We start from the raw sequence: 16,981 nt of genomic DNA on the forward strand, positions 1-16,981 counted from the left end.
AAGATCCCATTATCTTTTGTTATAAATTTTATCGATAATTCCGTAATCTAATGCCTCTTTTGCTGACATAAAATTATCTCTCTCTGTATCTTTTAATATTTCTTCTTTTGTTTTTCCACAATTTTTAGCTAAAATTTTACTTAAAGTATTTTTTATTTTTAGTATTTCTCTAGCTTGAATTTCAATATCTGTTGCTTGTCCTTGAGCTCCACCAAGAGGCTGATGTATCATCACCCTTGAATTTTCTAAAGCTGCTCTCTTTCCTTTAGCTCCTGCTGATAAAAGAAAAGCTCCCATACTTGCAGCTTGACCTATACAAATAGTTTGAACATCTGGTTTAATATAGTTCATAGTATCATATATTGCCATTCCTGCTGTAACAACTCCTCCAGGACTATTTATATACATAATTATATCTTTTTCTGGATCCTCTGCTTCTAAAAATAAAAGCTGAGCTACTATTGCATTTGCTACATTATCATTTACCTCTGTCCCTAAAAATATAATTCTATCTTTCAATAGCCTTGAATAAATATCATAAGATCTCTCTCCATTGCTAGTACTTTCTATTACTACTGGATTATAATACATATATTATCCCCTCCTTTATAGAAAAAATAAAACTTTTTATTTTTTCTATAAAGGGACATTGGGAAAATCCCAATGTCTCCTTTTTTATTTTTATTTAACGTTTGCTACTAAGAAATCCATTGCTTTATTTATTACTAAATCAGCTTTTATGCTTCCTTTGAACTCGTCCATTTTTTTATTTTTATTTAATTCTGCTTCTAAATCTTCAAATGTCATTCCATAAGAAGCTGCAAATTCTTTTGCTTTTTCTGTTAATTCTTCTTCTGTTACTTCTATTTTTTCCTCTTGAGCTATTCTATCTAAAACTAAGTCCATTTTTACTTTGTTTTCACTCATAGGAGCTAATTGATCATAAATACTTTCCATTGTTGAACCTGTCATTTTTAAGTATTGTTCAAATTCCATTCCTTGAGATTTTAATTGTTGTGCAAATTGGTTGATTTTAGCATCTACTTCTTGCATTACTAAAGATTTAGGAACTTCTACTTCTGTTAATTCCATAACTTTTTGTAATACTCTTCCTTTAAATTCAACTTCAGCTGCTTCTTTTCCTTTTTTCTCAGTTTCTTCTCCTAATTTAGCTTTTAAATCTTCAACATTTTCATATTTTAATTCTTTTGCTAATTCATCATTTAACTCAGGAGTAGCTAATTTTTTTATAGCATTTACTTTTACTTTAAATAAAGCAGGTTTTCCAGCTAAATTTTCTGCATGATATTGCTCAGGGAAAGTTACATTTACTTCTCCTTCTTGTCCTACAGTATATCCTACTAATTGGTCTTCAAAAGTATCAATGAAAGAATGACTTCCTAATTCTAAAGTATGAGAATCAGCTTTTCCTCCTTCAAATGCAACTCCATCAACAAATCCTTCAAATGCAAGATCCATTGTATCTCCCATTTCAGCTTTATGTCCTTCTTCACACTCTTCTAATTTAGCTTTTCCTTTTAATAATTCAGCTATTGCTGCTTCTAATTTGTCATCAGACATTTCAAATTCTGTTTTTTCTATTTCTAAATCTTTATATTGACCTAATGTGAATTCAGGGAATACATCTATTGAAGCAGTGATTTCAAATCCACCATCTTTTTTATCAGCTTTTGCATTATATAAAGGGCTAATTGGTTTTAATTCCTCTTCCTTTATAACATTTACAAAATCTGTTTTGATTAATTTGTCAGTAATTTCTTCTTTAATTTCTTTTTCGAATTTTGATTCTATTTGATCAATAGGTGCATGTCCTTTTCTGAATCCTGGAACCTCTACATTTTTTTGAATTTCTGCAAGTACTTGCTTCTCTACTGGTGCAAATTCTTCCTTATCCCAAGTCATTGTAATCTCTAAAGCTGATTTTTCAAGTTTTTTAATTTCGTGTTTCATTTTTTCCTCCTTAGTTTTTTATATAAAATTTATTTTATACTCTTTATTCTTATGTTATATCTTTCTTTACCTCTTACCATTATTTTTTCAGGATAATAAACTATTTTTAAATCATTTAAATTCTTTATATTTTTTATATCATTTGATAAATTAAAAGCAATATAAGAATATTCTTTATTATCTTTTCTCAAGATTCCACTAAAATGTCTATCTTCCACTCCAAACTTTTCAATTGTTTTTATTTCAATATTTTTATCTGAAAATAATGGCTGCTTATTTGATAATCCATAAGGAGATAATTTTTTCATATCTTCCAACAAATTTTCATCTATATCATTAACTGATAGTTCTGTATCAATTTCTATTATTTGACGTTCTTTTTCTTTATCTAAATTATTAACTTTTTCCGCAAATATTTTTTCAATTTTATCTAAATTTTCAACTTTAGCTACAAATCCTGCTGCTAAATCATGTCCTCCAAACCTAATAAAGTTATCTTTTATATCTGCAAATATATTAAATACATTGACTCCATTACTACTTCTACAAGAAGCTTTTCCAACTCCATTGCTAATAGCTACTAATATTACTGGAACACCGTACTTTATGGATAATCTTGAAGATACCACCCCAATAACCCCTGGATGCCAATTTTTAGACTTTAAATATATATATTTTTCTTGCCTATTATCTGTATAAGACTCTATTATATCAATAGCTTCATCAAATATTTTTTTTTCTAATCTTCTTCTTATTTTATTCATTTTTTTCATTTCTTCAATGATATTATATATTTTAAAATCATCCTCTTCTATGAAAAAATCTGCTCCCACTTTTGAAATTCCTATTCTTCCCAAGGAATTTATCAAAGGAGAAATAAAATAGCTTACATCAGTTGTAGTTATTCTTTTATTTTGAAATCTTAAATACTTCAAAAGATAAAATAATCCATTAACATTAGTATTTTTCAAAACCTTTAGACCATTGCTAATAATTATTCTATTCTCATCAATCATCGGAACAACATCTGCAACTGTTCCTATCATTATTATATCTAAGTATTTATATAAATTTTCTTCAGATATTCCTAATTTTCTGTATAAACCTTGAGCTAATTTTAAAGCTACTCCTGCTCCAGACAAATATTTAAATTTATATGTCTTGCTTATTTTAGGATTTATCAAGATATACTCATCATCAAATTCTTCTTTTTCAGATTTATGATGATCTGTAACTATAATATCTACACCTATGCTTTTAGCATATCTTATATCCTCTATTGAGTTTGCTCCTGTATCTACAGTAATTACAAGTTTTCCTTTCTTGCTTTTTACGAAATCTGCAGTTTTTTTATCAAATCCATAGTTTTCTTCCATTCTATTTGGAATATAATAGCCTGTTTTTATTCCTATACTTCTAAAAACATGAACTAAAAAAGCTGTAGCACTTATTCCATCAACATCATAATCACCATATATATATATCTTTTCATGATTATTCTTTTTTTCTATAATTTTTAAAACAGCCTCTTCCATTTTTTCAAATTCAAAAGGATCTCTAAGCTGATTTAAATCAGGATTTATAAATTTATTCACTTCTTCTTTTTCAGTTAATTGTTTCTTCAACAAAAGTTTTGTAAGTATATTTGAAGTTCCCCATTCTATAGATTTTTCTTTTACTAAAGAATCTTCTATATTGCTATTTTTCCACAACATTGTCTTCGCCTAGCCCTTATTTGTTTTTAAATCATCTAGTAATTTAGAAATTTTAACAGCGTATTCTATAGAGGTGTCTAATTTAACTCTCATTTCAGGTGTATATCTAAGGGCTAAATTTCTTGCTACTTCTTTTCTTAGAAAACCTCTTATTTCATTTAAACCTTCTAAAACTTTTGAGTTATCTATATTTTTACCTTGTACAGGTAAAACTGTAAAATATAAATCTGCAAATTTCAAGTCTTCTGTTACTCTAACTTTTGTTAAAGAAACTAAACCTTTAACTTTTGGATTTTTTATATCACTTAAAAATAGCATTGAAACAACCCTTAATATTTCCTTTTCTATAGAAGCTAATCTTTCTTTTCTCATTTTCTTGCCTCCTTCTAATTAAAAAGTAAACTTATTTTTTATCGTTAAGAGTTCTTTTTATTTCTACAACATCAAATGCTTCTACTATATCATCTACTTTTATATCATTAAAGTTTTCTATTCCTAATCCACATTCTTGACCAGCAACAACTTCTTTAACATCATCTTTAAATCTTTTTAAAGATGCTAATTTCCCTTCATATACAATAGTTCCATTTCTAAGTATTCTTACATTTGACTCTCTTCTTACTTTTCCATCTACAACAACACATCCAGCTACATTTCCTACTTTTGTAACTTTGAATATTTGTTTGATTTCTATTCTTCCTAAATAGCTTTCTTTATATTCTGGTTTTAACATACCTGTTAAAGCTTTTTCTACATCTTCAATTATTTCATAAATTATAGAAGATGTTCTTATTTCTATTCCTGCTTTTTCAGCATCTTTTATAGCTTTAGTTGTTGGTCTAACATTAAATCCTACCACAATTGCTCCTGAAACTTCTGCAAGTCTTACATCACTTTCAGTTATTGCTCCTGGAGTTGCTTGAACTATATTAACTGCAACTTCATCATTATTTAATTTCATTAATGATTCAACTAGTGCTTGTGCAGATCCTTTAGAATCAGCTCTTATAACTAAGTTTAATTCCTTAATTCCTTCTTGTTCAAAACTTTCTGATAATGACTCTAGAGTTACTGTTTTTCTTGATTGTTCTCCTAATCTTCTTTCTTTAGTCATTTCTTCAACTATTCTTTTTGCATGTTGTTCATTTTGAATTACATAAACAGAATCTCCTGCATCTGGAACAGTATTAAATCCTATTATTTCAACTGGTTGAGACATTTCAGCTTTATTTACTTTTTTACCTTTATCATCAATTAGAGCTCTTATTTTACCATAAGATTCTCCTGCAACAACAACGTCTCCAATTTTCACATTACCCTCTTGGATTAATATATCTGCAACTGGCCCAACTTGTGCATCTAATTTAGATTCAAGAACTACTGCCTTACCTCTTTTTTTAGGATTAGCTTTTAGTTCTAATATTTCAGCTGTTAATAGAATTGTTTCTAATAAATCATCTAGATTCATTCTAGCTTTAGCAGAAACTTCTACAAATTCTACGTCTCCACCCCATTCAACTGAAACTAAACCATATTCCATTAACTCTTGTTTAACTTTTAAAGGATTAGCTTCTGGCTTATCTATTTTGTTAACTGCTATAATTATTGGAACATTAGCAGCTTTAGCATGTGATATTGCCTCAACTGTTTGTGGCATTACACCATCATCTGCAGCTACAACTAATATTGCTATATCAGTTACTTGCGCTCCTCTTGCTCTCATATCTGTAAAAGCCTCATGTCCTGGTGTATCTACAAAAGTTATTTTTTTACCATCTTTAACAACTTGATAAGCACCTATTTTTTGTGTAATTCCACCAGCTTCTCCATCAACAACTTGAGTACTTCTAATTGCATCTAAAAGAGATGTTTTACCATGGTCAACATGTCCCATTATTGTTATAACTGGAGCTCTTTCTTCTAAATCAGCTTCTTTATCTTCTATCTCTAAAGCAAATTTATCTCCAAATTCAATTTTTTCTTCTTCTTCAGCTTCTACTAAGATATCATATTCTGCTGCTAATTCTTCTGCTAATTCTAAATTAACTGGACTGTTTATTGTATACATTCCACCTTGCAAAAATAATTTTTTTATTAAACTAGAACTATTCACTCCTAATTTTTCAGCAAAATCACCTAAAGTCATTTCACCTCTCATTTTTATTATTTTTATTCCATCTTCTTCTACTAAAACACCAGCTTCTGTGTCTGCTTTTTTAACAACAAAATCTGCTCTTCTACCTTTTTTCTTTTTTTTATTTTTATTTTTTTTCTCTTTTTTCTTATCTATGTTTTTTACCTCTTTATTTTCTTTATTTTTTATTTTTTTCTTTTTATTTTTATTTTTTCTCTCTTTTTTATCATCTTTTAAAAAATGATTTTTTATTTTATCTACCTGATCATCTGTTAAACCAGATAAATGAGAAGATACCTCTATCCCTAATTCTTTAATCAAGCTTAAAAACTCTTTATTTCCTATCTCATATTTTTTTGCTAATTCATGAACTCTTACTTTCATTTATTCTTAGCACCCCCTTCAAAACTTATTCTATAAGTCCTCGGGCCACCTTCTTATTTTTAACAGCAATCACATTTACTTCTTCTTTGTTGAATATTTCTCCTAACTGAATTTTACTTCCATAATGAACATAACTAATGTTTTTTTCATTTGCTTTTTTTATTAATTTATTATCATTTTTTTCGCTTATATCTTCAGCTATTATCATAAAATGAATTTTATCTATCTCTTCTAAAATCATATTTATTCCAAAAACTAATTCTTGAGAATTTTTCATTGCTTTCAAAACTTTAAGATAATCCTTGGTATCTTTTTTTAATAAGTTTAACATTTTTAGTAAGTCATCTATTTCCATTTTTATTTTCTTATGTTTTGATAATCTTTTTATACATTCTTGAGATTTGCATACATATTTCCCTCTTTGTTGAGCCTTCATTTTCTCATCAAAGGAATATTTAGAGCCTTTTTCAACAATCCTAAACAATTTATCTTTAGTATATTTTTTCCTACAGATTATACATGTTCTTTCAGAAATCTTAGTCATTGTTTTCCTCTGTTGTTTCTTTTACTTTTATATCTACTCTCATTCCAGTTAATTTTGCTGCTAATCTTGCATTTTGACCATTTTTACCAATAGCTAATGATAATTGAGAAGGGTCAACAATAACTCTTGCTGTAGTATCATCTTCTAAAATTTCAACACTATTTACTTTTGCTGGGCTAAGTACTGCTGATACAAATTCTTCTCTTGATTCTTTCCATTCAACTATATCTATTTTTTCTCCATTTAATTCATCTACAATATTTCTTATTCTTAGTCCTTTTTGTCCTATACAAGCTCCTATTGTATCAATATTTTTATCTTCAGAATAAACTGCTATTTTAGCTCTTGATCCAGCTTCTCTTGCAACTGATTTAATTTCTATTAATCCTTCAGATATTTCAGGGATTTCTAATTCAAATAATTTTCTTAAAAGTCCCTCATTTTTTCTAGATATTACTATTTTAGGGAATTTGCTTGTTTTTTCAACTTCTGCAACATAAACTTTAATTCTATCCCCTACTCTATATACATCAGATGGTGATTGCTCTGATATAGGTAGAACTGCTTCAGTCCCATCAAACTCTATAAAAATACTTTTTCTATCGTCGATTCTTCTTATAATTCCGATAATTATATCTTTTTCTCTAACTTTAAATTTATCATAAATCCCTGTTCTTTCAGCTTCTCTAACTTTTTGAATAACTATTTGTTTACCGTTTTGAATTGCATTTCTTCTGAATTCTTCACAATTAACTTCAATTTTTATTTCGTCACCTATTTTAACTCTTTTCTTATATTCTTTAGCATCCTCTAAAGAAATTTCTAAAGCTGCATCATAAACATCATCAACAATAGTTTTTAATTCATAGACCTTAATTTCTCCTGTTGTTCTGTTTATTTCAACCTGAACATTTTCTTCTTCTCCAAAATGTTTTTTATAAGCTGCTAAAAGAGCTTGTTCCACTGTTTCTAATAAACTTTCTTGACTTAATCCTTTTGACTTTTCTAACTCCTCTAATGCTGCTAGAAATTTTTTACCGTCTTTACTTCTCATTTTCTCCTCCTAAAGTCTAATTTTAATTATCTTTAAAATCATAGACTAGATTAGACTTCCTAATCTCTTTAAATGGTATTTGTAATTCTTCCTCAGTTTGAAGAAATACAGTATCGTTTTCAAATTTTGTTAATATACCTTCAAAATTCTTTTTATCATTTAACTTATGTTTTAGACTTACTCTTATCTTTGAACCTTGAAATCTAATAAAATCTCTTGGCTTTTTCAAAGGTCTTTCTATCCCAGGTGAAGAAATTTCTAAAAAGAACTTTTTGTCAATAATCTTATCAATATCTTCATCAATAGCTAAACTTACTTTAGCACAATCATCTAAAGATACTTCCTTATCTAAATACTCTATATAAACCCTTACATACCAGTATCCACCATCTTGAAGATATTCTATATCAACTAGTTCTAATTTCATTTCTTTTAAAACTGGATTAACTATCTTCTCTATTTTTTCTATAACCTTCAGTTTTTCTTCCTTTTCCAAAACAATTCACCTCTCTTTCTAATCCTTACCATAAATAAAGAGTGGGTCTCCCCACTCTTCTCTAAATAATATACTTTACCTCGAAATTATACCACATAAATCCAAAAAAATCAATCATTCTTTAGATTTTTTGCACCTCTAACCAAGGTCATAAAGACTTGTTTTTTGTCATTTATAAATTAAAATATTTTTTTAATTCTTCTACTTTATCTATTCTTTCCCAAGGAAGATCAATATCAGTTCTTCCTATGTGACCAAAAGCTGCAAGATCTTGATATTTAAATTCTCCGCTTCTTAATTTTAAATCTCTTTCAATCCCTCTTGGAGTTAAATCAAATATATTTTTTACTGCTTTCGATAAGTCTATTTCATCAACTTTCCCTGTTCCAAATGTATCCACTTTTATTGATATTGGCTCTACTACTCCTATGGCATAAGATAATTGAACCTCACATTTGTAAGCTAAATCAGCTGCAACTATATTTTTTGCAACCCATCTTGCTGCATAAGCTGCAGATCTATCAACTTTAGAAGGGTCTTTTCCAGAAAAAGCTCCTCCTCCATGTCTAAAGTACCCACCATATGTATCAACTATAATTTTTCTACCTGTTAATCCTGTATCTCCGTGAGGTCCCCCAATTATAAATTGACCTGTAGGATTTATAAATATTTTTTTTACATCTTCAAATTTCAAATTATATTTTCTAAGAACAGGATCTATCACCAATTCTTTTAAATCTTTATGGATTTTTTCTTGTGTAACATCTGGATTATGTTGAGCTGATACTACTATTGCTTCAACAAATTGTATTTTTTCATTTTTATCATAAGCTAAAGTTACCTGAGATTTAGCATCTGGTCTTGCCCAAGCTAATACCCCATTATCTTTTAATTCCACATAAACTTTTAATATTTCTCTTGCTAATATAAGAGCAAGTGGCATAAGTTCTGGAGTTTCTTTTACAGCTCCACCAAACATTATTCCCTGGTCTCCTGCTCCACCTCTATCAACTCCCATTGCAATATCTGGAGATTGAGCATGTATTGAATTAAAGACCCCACAGTCACTGTCAAATCCCATTCCTGGTTTATATCCTATTTCTCTTATTTTATCTCTTACTACATTTTGAATATTTACAAAAGTTTTAGTTGTTATTTCACCTCCAACTATAACCTGTCCTGTTGTACAAAATACTTCACACGCTACTCTTGATTCTTGATCATCTTTCAAACACGCATCTAAAACTGCATCTGATATTTGATCAGAAACTTTATCTGGATGTCCTGGGGAAACGCATTCTGAAGTAAAATAAATTAAATCTTCCATTAAATCCTCCTTAAAATATTATATATCTAAACATTATAATAATATATTCCAAATTTTTATTTTCAAATAAAAAGTCCTTTCCATAGGAAAGGACATAATATATTCATACTTGTCCCATCTATTTGGAATTAGCACCACACAATAATGTAGGTTGCTGAGACATCTACGGGCCAATCCCTCCGTCTCTCTTGATGGTATTTCAGTATATATTTTATTATTCTTTGTTCAAAAAGTCAAGATTTTTTTTAAAAAGTATATATGATTCCAACTCCCCCTGCATAAACTAAACCGTTCTCAACAATAGGAGAGTTTTTAATTTCATCAGAAAATTTCATTATACCTATAAAACCTAGTAAAGAAAAAGCATCTGTCAATCTATAAGAACTTGTAACTCCTATTCCTATAGAATATCCATCATCCCCATCATAAGAATTTAAAACTGTACTAGTAGAAGCTTCCCCAGAATCTATACCAAAATAGTAATCTACTAAACTAGAATTATAATAACTAAAACTTACTGAAGGTTTTACTATTAAATCAGCATTTACAACATAAGGTTTTTCTATTCTAAGAGATACTGTCCCTCCTTCTTTACCTACTTCCGCATTCAATATTGTTTCTATATCATAAATTCCATTATAATATTTAAATTCACTTCCTAACATAAATTGATAATCTCTATCATCAATTCCTTTATATCCTGAATCCAAATCACTTGCTTCAACTTCATAACCTCCAAAAGGTATTGCATACAAAGAAAAAGTATAAATATCATCTTGTAAAAATCTATACCCTAAATGTATACTATTAGTCGTTTTTGCATCTATAAAATAATTATCGTACTCATAATTTAACATTGGTAAAACATAAGAATTATCTCCACCTTTGAAGAATTCATTTGTAACACCATATCCTATTCCTACACTAGATCCTAAAGCTACTTGTGACGCTAATAATAGTGCTGAGGAAATTAAAGCTATTTTCTTCATAAAATCCCTCCATTATAATTATTTGTTCATATGCTTCTCTTCTCTTTTTATTTTTATAAAATTATAATTACCTGCAACTTTTCTTTTAAAACTAAACTTTCCATTGGTAGGAAAAATAGCTATTCTTCTTATATCAAATAAATTTTCTTGAAATGAAACATCTCCATTATCTGTAGTTACAGCAAACTCATACCCTGCTTCTTCAACAAATCTTTTAACAACATCGCTTCTATGTCCATAAGGATATGCAAAACTTATTAATTTTTTTCCTAATTTTTTTTCTAAAATTTCTTTACTTTCAATTATTTCTTTTTTTGCAATTTTAGGATTTAGATCTCCCATCTTTGAATGAGTCATTGAATGTCCACCAAACTCTATCCCATAATCTTGCATCTCTAAAATTTCTTCATCTGACATTAAATGAAAAACTTTTTCTGGGGTAAATCCATTTTCCACATCCCATTTATTGTATTTTAATTCACCTAATAAATAAATAACTGCTTTAAAACCAAATTCTTTAAGAATTGGAAATGCTAGTTCATAATTATCCTTATAACCATCATCAAAAGTAAGGATTATAAGTTTTTTTCCTTTTTCAAATCTTTGTTTATAATTATTATTACTTAAATCCTCAAAAGTAACTGTTTCATAACCTTTGTCTTTCAAATACTGCATATGCTGTCTAAAAAATTTTTCCTCTATATATGTACCATGAACTCCTTTTTCTTCTTCTTCACCCTTTATAACTCTATGATACATTACAATTGGTATTTCATATCTTTTTTTTAACACATATTGTTTAGAATAAATTTTTTCTATTCTATCCACTATTTTTTCCAAAGAAAAGTTCCTTTCAACTTTATTCCTCAATTCCAATAAACTTCCATGAGATTTTGCTATTGCATTATTAATATCTTGAGATATTCCTCTTACTTCTACTTTACCTGATAGATTTTCGATTATACTAATATCTCCAAAATTACTTTTTAAACCATACTCTATATTACTTATTCCAATAGCTCCTAAATATTCATTTTCTCCAACAGCAATAACTGGTCTTCCTGATAAAATTCCCTCAACAGCAACTCTGCCTGCTCCTATAACTATTGACGAATTACAAATTTCTTCATAAACATTATTAATATAACCCATGAATTCAACTTTATCTTTAAATTTTTCAAATCTTTTAGGAACTGTTTTTCCTCCTATGACTCTAATTTTCAAATCACTTCTTTTGTAAATTTCTTCTAATATATCATAACAAACATCCCCTTTTGGACCAGATAATCTTCCTATAATAGAAACTACAACATTTTCTTTGTTATCTTCCATTGGATTAAAATGATATTCTCTACAATCCACTGGATTTCTTAAAACTTCTATTTTAGATTTATCCACTCCTAACTCTGTTACTAATTGATGTTGAACATTTTCGCAAACTGTTATTCCATAATCTCCAAAACATTTAATTAATTTCCTACTTAAATGTACTGGTTGCTTTCCATGAGTGGTTGTTATCAGTGGAATTCTAGCTATTTTACAAGCTAAAGAAGCACTCCAAGCAGAAGCTCTAGAGTGGGCATGAACAACCTGTATATCATTTTCTTTTATAATTTTTAGTAATTTTATTACATGATTAGTTCTTTGAAATAAACTTCTTTTATTAAATTCAACTTTAAAATACTCCGCTTTTGTTTCTTTAGTTAAAGTATCTGAAACAACAAAAACTTTATTCCCTCTTTTTATTAACTCATTGCTAAGAGTTACTGCGTAAACTTCCGCTCCTGTAACTTCTAACTGAGATAATGCCATTAATATATTCATATTACCTCACTTTTAATCTTCTAAATCTTTTATTAACATAATATAATGCTTTATTTTTCCATCATATTTTTCTACTATTTCTTGATTTATTCTAGAGTAATTCTCATTTTCTTCATATAATTGTCTCTCAAGTATTTTAAAACGTTTTTTTAATTTTTTTAACTTTTTAGTTGTAATTTCTTCTTCTAAAACTTTATCAAACATTTTTTCAGAAGCATTATAACTTTTTTTAAATTCATAATTATTATAATAACGTATTCCAGAACAAGAGCTCATTAAAATTGTAATAACTATCAAACCTAACTTTTTCAAAATTACACACTCCTTGACTATTAAGTCAATATTTTCCTCGAGCATAACATAATTTTTACGCTTTAGTCAATATTATTTATATTTTTATTAAAGTACTTTAAAAAGCAAGAAATATCTTTAGAAATAAACTCCCAAGTATGATATTCATTTTTATAAATATACCCTTGAAAATCCACATTATATTTCTTCAATCTTCCTACTATATCAATCCATTGTTGAAACATTAGATAAGGTTTTTTATCTTCAGATCCTACACTCAAATAAAATTTCTTTCCTTTAAATTCTTTTTCTTCCATGATTTTAATTATACTATATGGATCCTGTTTTAAAATTCTCCAACCCCACGGACTAAAAATTTTTATAAAATTTGATTTATCTACATCATTAAATAAAATTTTAGGAATATAAACATATTTCATTATTCTCATAACTCTTCTATTTACGCTCATTCTTATAAGACTTACAGCTCCTGAAAAACTTCCAACTACTTGAAAATGTTTAAGATGTCTTAAACCTATTTTATACGCTGCATAGCCTCCCATAGAAAAACCTGCTATCCCTAATTTTCCATTTGGAGTAATCTTTCTTATTTCTTTATATAATTCATCCATTATATAATCTTCATATTTATAATTATTATCCTCATAAAAGTTGGTATACCAACTTTCACCATTGTATCCAGAATCAGGCAATATAAAAATCATATCTCCTATTTCCCTATTTTTTTTTAATTTTAAATAATTTTCTAATAATTTTCCTCTCTCTAACCAATCCTCACTAGAATCTCTAATTCCATGAAGTAAAACTAAACAAGGAAGATCTTTTAAATCTAATTTTTTTTTGGGAGTAACTATAATAAATCTCATACTTTCTTTAACATGAACGCTTTCTATATTTTTAATTTGTATTTTAAGATTATCATTAACTTCTTCTTTACTTATATCATTTAATTCTAACCCTTTTCCTTTATTATATTTAACCTCTTCATAAGATAATACTCTTTTTAATTTTCTCTTAAACCTAAATTTATAAGGATAAGTTACAAAGTAAAAAAGAAGACATAAAAATACTACTGTCACAAAAAGACTAATAACCATTTTCCTATCTCCTTTCTTTTTTATTTAATTAACTTTAATCTAAAATGCTGCATTTCCTGGTGTTCTTGGGAATGGTATTACATCACGAATGTTTGTAATTCCTGTAATATACATCATCATTCTTTCAAAACCTAGTCCATAACCTGAATGAGGGAAACTACCATATTTTCTTAAATCTGTATAGAATTTATATTCTTCTTTGTCTAACCCTAATTCATCCATTTTTCCTTCTAATATTTCTAATTTATCTTCTCTTTGAGAACCACCAATTATTTCTCCAATTCCTGGAGCTAATAAATCCATAGCTCTAACTGTTTTTTCATCTTCATTCAATTTCATATAAAAAGCTTTTATTTCTTTTGGATAATCTGTTAAAAATACAGGTTTCCTAAAATAATTTTCAGCTAAGAATCTTTCATGTTCACTTTGTAAATCTATTCCCCATTCAACTTTATAATCAAATTTATGTCCTGATTTCATTAATATATCTACTGCTTCTGTGTAAGTTAATCTTGCAAATTCACTATTTAAAACATTGTTTAATTTATCTACTAATCCTTTTTCTATAAATTTATTAAAAAATTCTATTTCTTCAGGACAATTTTCCATAACATATTTAATTATATACTTAACCATTTCTTCAGCAACATCCATATTTACTGTTAAATCTGCAAATGCCATTTCTGGTTCTATCATCCAGAATTCAGAAGCATGTCTTGAAGTATTTGAATTTTCAGCTCTAAATGTAGGTCCAAATGTATAAACATTTCTAAAAGCAGAACAATATGTCTCAACACTAAGTTGTCCACTTACTGTTAAGTTAGTACTTTTACCAAAGAAATCTTTAGTATTATCTACTTTTCCATTTTCTTTTTTAGGTAAATCATTCATATCTAAAGTTGTAACTCTAAACATTTCTCCTGCTCCTTCAGTATCTGAAGATGTTATTATTGGAGTATGTACATATACAAAATTTTTCTCTTGAAAATACTTATGTATTGCATAAGCTAATACTGATCTTACTCTAAATACAGCAGAAAAAGTATTTGTTCTTGGTCTTAAATGTGCTATCTCTCTCAAATATTCAAAAGAATGTCTTTTGTTTTGAAGTGGATAATCTAATGCTGCTTTCTGTTCTATTCTAACTTCAGTAGCTATTATCTCCGCATTTTGACCTTTCCCTTGAGATTCTTGATATATCCCTTTCACAACTATTGAAGAAGAAATAGATAAATGAGATATCTCCTCAAAATTTTCTAAACTTGTATCATATACAATTTGCATACCTTTAAAAAAGCTACCATCATTTATTTCTATAAAACCAAAGTTTTTTTGAGCTCTTATTTTTCTAAGCCATCCAGAAACTTCTACCTCTTTTCCTAACAACTCTTTTTCATTTCTATATAGTTCTCTTACTGTAACACAACTCATGAAACTCCCCCTTAATTTAAGTTCTCTTTATCGTCTACTATTTTTATTCTATCTAAATGTCCCTTAACTTGAGCTCTGAATTTTTCCATATAAAGCTTTCTATATTTATTTCTTTCAGATAACTCCTCTTCTGTCAAAGTCCTTTTTTTTGATAAATTAGCAAAATAATTTACCTTTACAACTATATCTTTCATTTCCATTTTTATCTCCTATATTATAACATATTAGTGGCAATCTATCATATTTATAAATCTAAAGTATTATACATTTTATTTTATTTTTTGTCAAACATAGCTCTATTGTTTATACTTGCTACAATTCCTAAAGCTACCATAATTGTCATTATAGAACTTCCTCCATAACTAAATAGTGGCATTGGAATTCCAAATACTGGTAATAAACCTAAAGCCACAAAAAAATTAATTAAAAACTGAGTTATTATAAATCCGCCTACTCCTATTGCTATATATCTTCCAAAACTATCTTTACATTCTAAGCCTATTTCTAATATTAAATTATATAATAAAAAAAATAATAAAATAACAAACATAATACCTATAAACCCCAATTCTTCCCCAAATAAAGCCATTATAAAATCTGTATGTATTTCTGGTAAATAATTATATTTTTGTACTCCTGCTCCATAACTTCTACCTAAAATTCCACCATTCCCAAAAGCAAGAAGAGACTGAGCAACTTGATATCCTTCATCTACATTACCTATATAATTATCCTTAATTATTCCATCTAAAAACATTTTCACCCTTACAAATCTATAATTATCCGATGTACTTCTATAAATAAATGTTAAAAGTCCTATTCCTAAAGCTCCTCCACCTATTGTTAATCTTAGTATCCACTTATCTTTAAATTTTGTAAAAAATAACATAAATATAAATATACAAAAATAATGAATTGCTGTACCTAAATCATTTTCTAAAATTATTAAAAGTGTAAATAAAATCCATATAAAAATTGATGGAATTAGTAATTGAGACATACTTGAATTATTTTCCTCACTTTTTGAAAACACATGAGCTAATAAAATTATATATCCCACCTTTAAAAGCTCTGCAGGTTGAACAGTTATAAAACCTAAATCTAACCATCCGGTAGCTCCATTTATTTCCCTAACTAAACTAGGAAATAAAGAGCTTCCTATCCATAAAAAAAGCAACACACTATAAGAAACTGCGTGTATAAACACTATACTTTTTTTATTTTTTAAAATTTTATAATTATTACAACTTAAAATACAATATAATAGAGATCCTATTCCTAAATAAAGGCAATATTTTCCTTTATTTAAAATTCCTTCTCTGTAATAAGATATACTTGAAATATTTAAAATTCCTAAAATTATTATAACCCCTATAATCCCACTTAAAACTCTTCGCCTTCTTTTTATTAGTTTTTCTCTATTTTGTTCTTTTAATACTTTCTCTATATCATTTTCAATTATTTTTTTTTGTTGATAAATATTTTTATTTTTTTCCATTATTTTTCCTTACATTATCAATATTTTAAATACTTTTAGTCTCATAAATTATAACATAATCTAAATATTTTTCCAAAAAATAAAAAAAAGATTGGCAAGTTCTTATCCTCCCAGAGGGCTGCCCCCCAAGTACTTTCAGCGTTTATGAGCTTAACTTCTAGGTTCGGTATGTTACTAGGTGTACCCTCATAGCTATTCTTGCCAA

The 16,981-nt window shown here is 27.8% G+C and carries 16 protein-coding genes, 1 rRNA gene and 1 riboswitch; all 17 genes read right to left on the reverse strand.

What is annotated here, in order from left to right:
* Positions 1 to 9 precede the first annotated feature (9 nt).
* The gene (clpP, locus tag Q7K47_09855) at positions 10 to 591 is read right to left on the reverse strand and encodes an ATP-dependent Clp endopeptidase proteolytic subunit ClpP (protein MDP0507498.1); all 582 of its coding nucleotides are present in this window, start codon (positions 589 to 591) and stop codon (positions 10 to 12) included.
* A gap of 90 nt (positions 592 to 681) precedes the next feature.
* The gene (tig, locus tag Q7K47_09860; GenBank protein ID MDP0507499.1) at positions 682 to 1,971 is read right to left on the reverse strand and encodes a trigger factor; all 1,290 of its coding nucleotides are present in this window, start codon (positions 1,969 to 1,971) and stop codon (positions 682 to 684) included.
* A 29-nt stretch (positions 1,972 to 2,000) separates the two neighbouring features.
* Positions 2,001 to 3,686 carry a single-stranded-DNA-specific exonuclease RecJ gene (recJ, locus tag Q7K47_09865; GenBank protein MDP0507500.1) on the reverse strand — a complete coding sequence of 562 codons (1,686 nt, stop codon included), beginning with the start codon at positions 3,684 to 3,686 and terminating at the stop codon, positions 2,001 to 2,003.
* Positions 3,687 to 3,695: 9 nt separating this feature from the next.
* The gene (gene rbfA, locus Q7K47_09870; GenBank protein ID MDP0507501.1) at positions 3,696 to 4,058 is read right to left on the reverse strand and encodes a 30S ribosome-binding factor RbfA; all 363 of its coding nucleotides are present in this window, start codon (positions 4,056 to 4,058) and stop codon (positions 3,696 to 3,698) included.
* Between the two features lie 31 nt (positions 4,059 to 4,089).
* A complete protein-coding gene (gene infB, locus Q7K47_09875) occupies positions 4,090 to 6,204 on the reverse strand; it encodes a translation initiation factor IF-2 (protein MDP0507502.1) in 2,115 nt (704 codons plus the stop codon).
* Positions 6,205 to 6,229: 25 nt separating this feature from the next.
* Entirely contained in the window at positions 6,230 to 6,748 is a 519-nt protein-coding gene (locus Q7K47_09880; GenBank protein ID MDP0507503.1) for a DUF448 domain-containing protein, read from the reverse strand.
* A complete protein-coding gene (gene nusA, locus Q7K47_09885) occupies positions 6,741 to 7,802 on the reverse strand; it encodes a transcription termination factor NusA (GenBank protein MDP0507504.1) in 1,062 nt (353 codons plus the stop codon). Before nusA ends, Q7K47_09880 begins: the two co-directional genes overlap by 8 nt.
* Before the next feature lie 22 nt (positions 7,803 to 7,824).
* Positions 7,825 to 8,298: a ribosome maturation factor RimP gene (gene rimP / locus Q7K47_09890; GenBank protein MDP0507505.1), complete on the reverse strand. Its 474-nt coding sequence runs from the start codon at positions 8,296 to 8,298 to the stop codon at positions 7,825 to 7,827.
* Positions 8,299 to 8,470: 172 nt separating this feature from the next.
* Complete coding sequence (metK, locus tag Q7K47_09895) at positions 8,471 to 9,625, reverse strand: methionine adenosyltransferase (protein MDP0507506.1); 1,155 nt, start codon at positions 9,623 to 9,625, stop codon at positions 8,471 to 8,473.
* Between the two features lie 111 nt (positions 9,626 to 9,736).
* Positions 9,737 to 9,823: riboswitch (SAM riboswitch) on the reverse strand.
* Between the two features lie 47 nt (positions 9,824 to 9,870).
* A complete protein-coding gene (locus Q7K47_09900; GenBank protein MDP0507507.1) occupies positions 9,871 to 10,614 on the reverse strand; it encodes a MipA/OmpV family protein in 744 nt (247 codons plus the stop codon).
* An 18-nt stretch (positions 10,615 to 10,632) separates the two neighbouring features.
* A complete protein-coding gene (locus Q7K47_09905) occupies positions 10,633 to 12,438 on the reverse strand; it encodes a polysaccharide deacetylase family protein (GenBank protein MDP0507508.1) in 1,806 nt (601 codons plus the stop codon).
* Between the two features lie 12 nt (positions 12,439 to 12,450).
* Positions 12,451 to 12,750, reverse strand: coding sequence for a hypothetical protein (locus Q7K47_09910; GenBank protein MDP0507509.1), 300 nt, complete (start codon positions 12,748 to 12,750; stop codon positions 12,451 to 12,453).
* 62 nt (positions 12,751 to 12,812) lie between these two features.
* Positions 12,813 to 13,847 (reverse strand): alpha/beta hydrolase-fold protein, encoded by a 1,035-nt coding sequence (locus tag Q7K47_09915; GenBank protein ID MDP0507510.1) that lies wholly within the window; start codon positions 13,845 to 13,847, stop codon positions 12,813 to 12,815.
* A 39-nt stretch (positions 13,848 to 13,886) separates the two neighbouring features.
* Entirely contained in the window at positions 13,887 to 15,278 is a 1,392-nt protein-coding gene (asnS, locus tag Q7K47_09920; GenBank protein MDP0507511.1) for an asparagine--tRNA ligase, read from the reverse strand.
* 11 nt (positions 15,279 to 15,289) lie between these two features.
* A complete protein-coding gene (locus tag Q7K47_09925; protein MDP0507512.1) occupies positions 15,290 to 15,478 on the reverse strand; it encodes a DUF896 domain-containing protein in 189 nt (62 codons plus the stop codon).
* Between the two features lie 74 nt (positions 15,479 to 15,552).
* A complete protein-coding gene (locus Q7K47_09930; protein ID MDP0507513.1) occupies positions 15,553 to 16,776 on the reverse strand; it encodes an FtsW/RodA/SpoVE family cell cycle protein in 1,224 nt (407 codons plus the stop codon).
* An 89-nt stretch (positions 16,777 to 16,865) separates the two neighbouring features.
* Positions 16,866 to 16,981 (reverse strand): 5S ribosomal RNA (gene rrf / locus Q7K47_09935).

The sequence above is a fragment of the Fusobacterium sp. JB019 genome (assembly GCA_030673965.1).
Taxonomy (GTDB): domain Bacteria; phylum Fusobacteriota; class Fusobacteriia; order Fusobacteriales; family Fusobacteriaceae; genus Fusobacterium_B.